This is a genomic window from Streptomyces glaucescens (genome assembly GCF_002154375.1).
GTDB classification, from domain to species: domain Bacteria; phylum Actinomycetota; class Actinomycetes; order Streptomycetales; family Streptomycetaceae; genus Streptomyces; species Streptomyces glaucescens.
Map to the genome: position 1 here is coordinate 1 of NZ_MUND01000599.1, position 4817 is coordinate 4817.

The 4817-nt window shown below is 67.9% G+C and carries 4 protein-coding genes and 1 pseudogene; 2 read left to right on the forward strand and 3 right to left on the reverse strand.

Annotated elements, in window-relative coordinates; translation table 11 throughout:
- Positions 1–17: 17 nt before the first annotated feature.
- Positions 18–1685: an eCIS core domain-containing protein gene (locus CCN42_RS32675; protein ID WP_086741008.1), complete on the reverse strand. Its 1668-nt coding sequence runs from the start codon at positions 1683–1685 to the stop codon at positions 18–20.
- 370 nt (positions 1686–2055) lie between these two features.
- On the opposite strand from CCN42_RS32675, the gene CCN42_RS32680 reads away from it, so the two are divergent.
- Positions 2056–2915 (forward strand): IS5 family transposase gene (locus tag CCN42_RS32680; RefSeq protein ID WP_422641224.1). Its coding sequence is split into 2 segments (ribosomal slippage): positions 2056–2398 and positions 2398–2915, totalling 861 coding nucleotides; the frame shifts between segments, so codons are not numbered across the junction.
- Between the two features lie 25 nt (positions 2916–2940).
- On the opposite strand, the gene CCN42_RS32685 is transcribed toward CCN42_RS32680, so the two are convergent.
- Positions 2941–3390: a GNAT family N-acetyltransferase gene (locus CCN42_RS32685; RefSeq protein WP_086741009.1), complete on the reverse strand. Its 450-nt coding sequence runs from the start codon at positions 3388–3390 to the stop codon at positions 2941–2943.
- A 611-nt stretch (positions 3391–4001) separates the two neighbouring features.
- Here CCN42_RS32685 and CCN42_RS46280 point away from each other — a divergent pair.
- On the forward strand, positions 4002–4448 hold the full coding sequence (locus CCN42_RS46280) for a peptidoglycan-binding domain-containing protein (RefSeq protein ID WP_422641223.1): 447 nt from the start codon (positions 4002–4004) through the stop codon (positions 4446–4448).
- Positions 4449–4581: 133 nt separating this feature from the next.
- On the opposite strand, the pseudogene CCN42_RS32695 reads toward CCN42_RS46280, so the two are convergent.
- Positions 4582–4817: pseudogene (locus CCN42_RS32695) on the reverse strand (IS5/IS1182 family transposase); the annotation flags it as partial.

Consider the following 4817-nt stretch of genomic DNA (forward strand, 5'->3'; position numbering starts at 1 on the left):
AACCTAACGAAGTACTACTAGTCCCCTCGAGTCGGTCCCTGGCCCGCCAGGATGTCGGCGAAAACGATCACGGTCGCGCTCTCGCCGTATTTCGCCGACTGCTCCTGCCGGAAATCGCCGCTCCGCACGAGGATCTGGCGGATGTGGATCTTGGTGCCGATGGGGAAGGTCATCTCCTCCTCGGACTGGTTGTTCCTGCCAAGCGCCCTTCCCCGGTGATCCTTTGGGAGGCCGAACTCCCAGACGATCTCCTTGCCGGCCACGTACGTGTGGGTCAACGGATCGCCGTACGTGGTCGACAGGATGGCCGGCCACTCGATCGTCTGGTCGACCGAGACGTAGCCACCGTCCGGGTGGTTCTCCTGCTGCTTGAGGATGCCGCCGAACGACTCGTACATGTGCTTGCTGTCGCCCCGCACCACGTTGCCTTCCTCGTTCGCGCGGGGCGTCGCGAAGTCGTCCCACACGCCGTTGATCCGGGCGAAGATGTCGAAGGTGTCCGCGAGGTGCTTCTCGTCCCACGCCTCTGTGGTCTGCTCGTCTGCGTACCCCCGCGCCATGGCGACACTGCGCCACGCGTCGAGCACCTCGCTCTCCTTCGACTTGTAGGAGAAGCCGGGGGCGGCGATCTCGCCGGGGGTGAAGCCGACCTGCCCGAGGGCCGCGAGGAGCGGGTTGATCCGGCGGTAGTCGGCGCTGAGGTAGTTCTCGCCGAGGTCGAGGTCCTTCTGCTTCTGCTTGGCCGCGAGGACCGCCGGGTCCAACTCCGCGGCGCGAGCCGCTTCGTACTCCGCGCGGGACGCCTCCCGCCCCTCGACCGTTCCCCACGACTTGTCCTTGAGGGACGCCCGGGGCTTCTTGCCGTCCGCGCCCGCGGAGATCAGATAGGACCCAAAGCCGAAACTGAGGATCGTCTGCCCCTCGACGTCGCCCTCGTCCGTGTGCTTGACGACCTGGGTCCCCTTCGGGAGGCCCGCCGCGAGGGTGCGCTGCACGGGCGCCTTTGCCGCACCGGCCGTCCCGGTCTCGGAGCTGTCCGAACGGTGCCCGCCGGAGGTTGCCCGGGGGGCCGGACGGCTCATCACCGCGCGGGCGTTGGCTTCGGCCTCACGCTCGAAACGGTCGGAGGGGTCGGAGACCTTCAGCCCGGCGCCGTTGTCGGTACCGCTGACCGGTCCCCGGCGCTGCTGGATGACGTGGGTGAGTTCGTGGGCGAGGGTGTGCGCGTCGCGTCCGTCCGCAGCGAGGACGACGTGGTTGCCGGAGGTGTAGGCACGCGCGCCGACCTCGGCGGCGGAGGCGTTCGCGGCGCTGCCGGTGTGGATGCGTACGTCGGAGAAGTCGGCGCCGAGGCGGGACTCCATGTCCGTACGGGTGGCCTGGTCCAGGGGCCGGCCGGGGCTGCGCACGACGTCGTGGACGGAGGAGCGCTGGACGGCGGGGGCCGCAGCACGCTGGACGGCGGGGTCCTTGAAGCCCTCGTGGCCGCAGCCGTCCCCGTGCCGGTGCTCCTCCTCGTCCAGGCCGTGGCCGGCCCGGCGGAGCATCTGGACGACCGCCGCGTTGCCCACGGTGCCCTGGAGGGCGAGGAGTCTGGACCGTGGGTGCCCGGCCTCGGCGGGCACGCGCCTCGCCTCCCGGCCAGCCTTAGCCCCGGTGGCTTCCTCGTTCTTCAGCTCTCGCATCGCTCCGCCCCTTCTGGGATCGTCGGCGACGTTCCACTCAACCCGACGGCCAGGGCGCGGCGGAAGGTACTTCAGGGCAGAGCTCGGGGGTCCCTGCGACCGTCTCCTGCGGCACTTCCGTACAAGCGACCTGGCAGCAGGGTGTGAACGAACCACTCGGGGCGGTCGGCGGGAACCGCCATGCCGAGCAATCAGGCGCGCGTACCTGAGCCGGCAGGGCCGACGTCCCGGACATGGCCCGGACGGGGGCGGCCTTCCGTCCTCCCAGGCCCACCGACAAGAGTGATGTTCCGACAGGTCCGTACCCCCAGGGCGTGTGTCGAAAGTCGATTTTGGCCATGGGATGATCTTGGTTTGTGGCAGGTAGAGACTGACGGATACACAATGGGCTGCGCTGGAGCCGCTGTTGCCGAGGGGCAAGAAGCCCGGTCGGCCGCCGATATGGACTCGGCGGCAGCTGATTGACGGCATACGGTTCCGGGTCCGTACCGGCGTCCCCTGGCGGGACGTGCCCGCCGAGTACGGGCCGTGGGGTCGGGTGTACGACTTGTTCCGCCGCTGGCAGCGGGACGGCACCTGGCGCTGGATCTTCACCGCCCTCCAAGCCGGGGCAGACGCGAAGGACTTGATCACCTGGGACATCAACGTTGACTCCACCAATGTGCGGGCCCACCAGCACGCCGCCGGGGCGCGCAAAGGGGGGACCTTCAAATGGAGCCGCCCGGCGGCGTCGCCGTCGAGCCGGACGACCACGGGCTCGGACGCTCCCGCGGTGGGCTGACCACCAAGTTGCACCTGGCGGTCGGCCAAGGGCAGAAGCCTATGTCCCTCGTGATCACCGCCGGGCAGCGCGGGGACTCCCCGCAGCTCGAGGCCGTCCTGGGCCGCATCAGGGTGCCCCGCCTGGGGTCGCGCAGGCCGCGCACCCGCCCGAGGCGGGTGCGCGCGGACAAGGCCCACGCCTCCCGCAAGAACCGCGCCTACCTGCGCCGACGTGGCATCCGCTGCACCATCCCGGACAAGGCCGACCAGGCTCGTAACCGCAAGAAGCGCGGCTCGCGCGGCGGCCGTCCGCCGACGTTCGACCCCGAGGACTACAAGGCGCGGCACGCGGTCGAGTGCGGTATCAATCGCCTCAAAAGGCACCGCGCCGTGGCCACGAGGTACGACAAGCTCGCCGTCCGCTACGAAACAACCGTCCTCGTAGCAGCCATCAACGAGTGGCTGTGATCTCTGCGCGACCGACCGCGCCTCGTCAGACGGTGGTGAACCGCAACTCCGGGCGTTCCCATGCAACCTTCGGCGGAGACGGGGCGACCGTCCCCACCCGCTCGGCGCCCAGCCGCCGGTAGAACTCCTCGGCCGGGGGATGAGAGACCACGCGGACGTCAGTCAGGCCGGCCTCCCTCGCCTGGCCGATCATGTGCTCGATGAGGAGTCGGCCGACACCCTTTCCCTGCGCGCCATCCGCCACGAATACCAGGTCCAACTCCGGTGGCTCCAACACCAGGGCGTAGAAGCCCAGCAGTCGCCCGACCGCATCGACGGCCGCGAAAACCCGGTGCCGGGCAATGTAGTCGGCGGTGACTCGGTAGCCGGAGATGATCGAGGCGTACTTCCCCCTGTAGGCGCCGGATTCCTGGATCAGTGCGGTGAGGCGCTCTGCATCCTGCACAACCGCGCGCCTGATCGTCATGGACCGCATCCGTCACAGTATAGGAGCGAATGCCATTAGAGCCTATTACACACCTAGTGGGGCAGGCGCATGATGAGATCACAGCGGACGCGTGCCACCCGCCCCTGCGGGTCGCTCGTAGTCCACTGATGGGCCACGCCCGGCTCCCTTGGGACGCGAGCAGCTCTTGCGGGGATGGCACCGCCGGTCACCCGGGAGGTGAAGGTCTCAGGCCCCGGTCGGCGCGGCAGGAACAGGTGCCGGATGCTGTCGGTGTGCGGAATGTGCGGGGACGCGATGAACTGCTGGCAACTCGCAGCGGCCCTCAGGCTGGAGGCGAACTCACTCTCACCGGGATCGATACAGCAACGGCTTCTGAGAGTCGGCGGCCGCTGGTCGTAAAGGTAGTCCGGCGCAGCATTGCCCCCATTCATCCGGTGCGAGCTGGAGTGGTTGGACTTCGCGCTGCGCGGATGCGCGCAAACAGTGCCCTCATACACGCCGAGGTGTTGTGCGCCCACCATATGCAGCTGAGCCCGTCACGAGCTGTCACGCCCCGCGTGTCGGACAGGTAAGGACCGTAGGTGCCGTCACACTGGCTGGCGTGTGATCCAATTGTCCCTGAATGCCTGGGAGCACTCATGCCATATTCGCGAACGGTCGGTGCCGACGGCGACAATAAGCCTGATGATGTGCAAGAAGTGCAGGCGTTCCTCAACGTCTGGCGGAACGATAATGGCCTTGCCCTAATCGATGAGGACGGTGTGGTCGGCTCCATTACCGTCGATGCGATTAATGGGTTCCAGGCAGCCCGGGGCGGGAACGGAGACGGCCAGATCTTCGTGGTGGACTGCAGTGACTGCGACGGCGGGATCGCCCTGGAGCCCCTCGGCGCCTTGGACGGGGTTCAAGGGCAGGGCGACGGGGCGGGGCAGAAAGAGGCGTGCGAGGCCGCCAGGGCCGACTGCGCAGCGCAGGCGAACTGTCCGCCAGGCACTTTGCAGATCGGGAAGTGCTACTGCTGGCGCGGGGGCGAATCAGGATGGACCTGTACGGTCAAGTGCGGCTGTTCCAGTCCGGTTGCATAACTGATCGTTTCAGAATGGGCCCGGCTGAGAGCAGCACTCCCAGAAGCTGTTGTCTTTCCGGACGTCATCGCCGTGTTTCCGCTGGTCGGGCGCTCTCCCGGGCCGGACAATGACCTAGGTTCTGTCTCTTTGGTCAGCGTCGGATCCAGATGAGGATGCCCGCGAGATGGAGTGCGGCCTGGTAGGCGATCGCGAGCTTGTCGGTTCGTGTAGCCAGGCCGCGCCACTGCTTGAGGCGGTTGATGCACCGCTCGACGCTGTTCCGCTGCTTGTATGCCTCGCTGTCGAAGCCGGGCGGACGGCCGCCGAGTCGGCCTCGCCGCAGACGATGGCCGACTTGGTCGGACGGCTGCGGGATGACCGCACGGA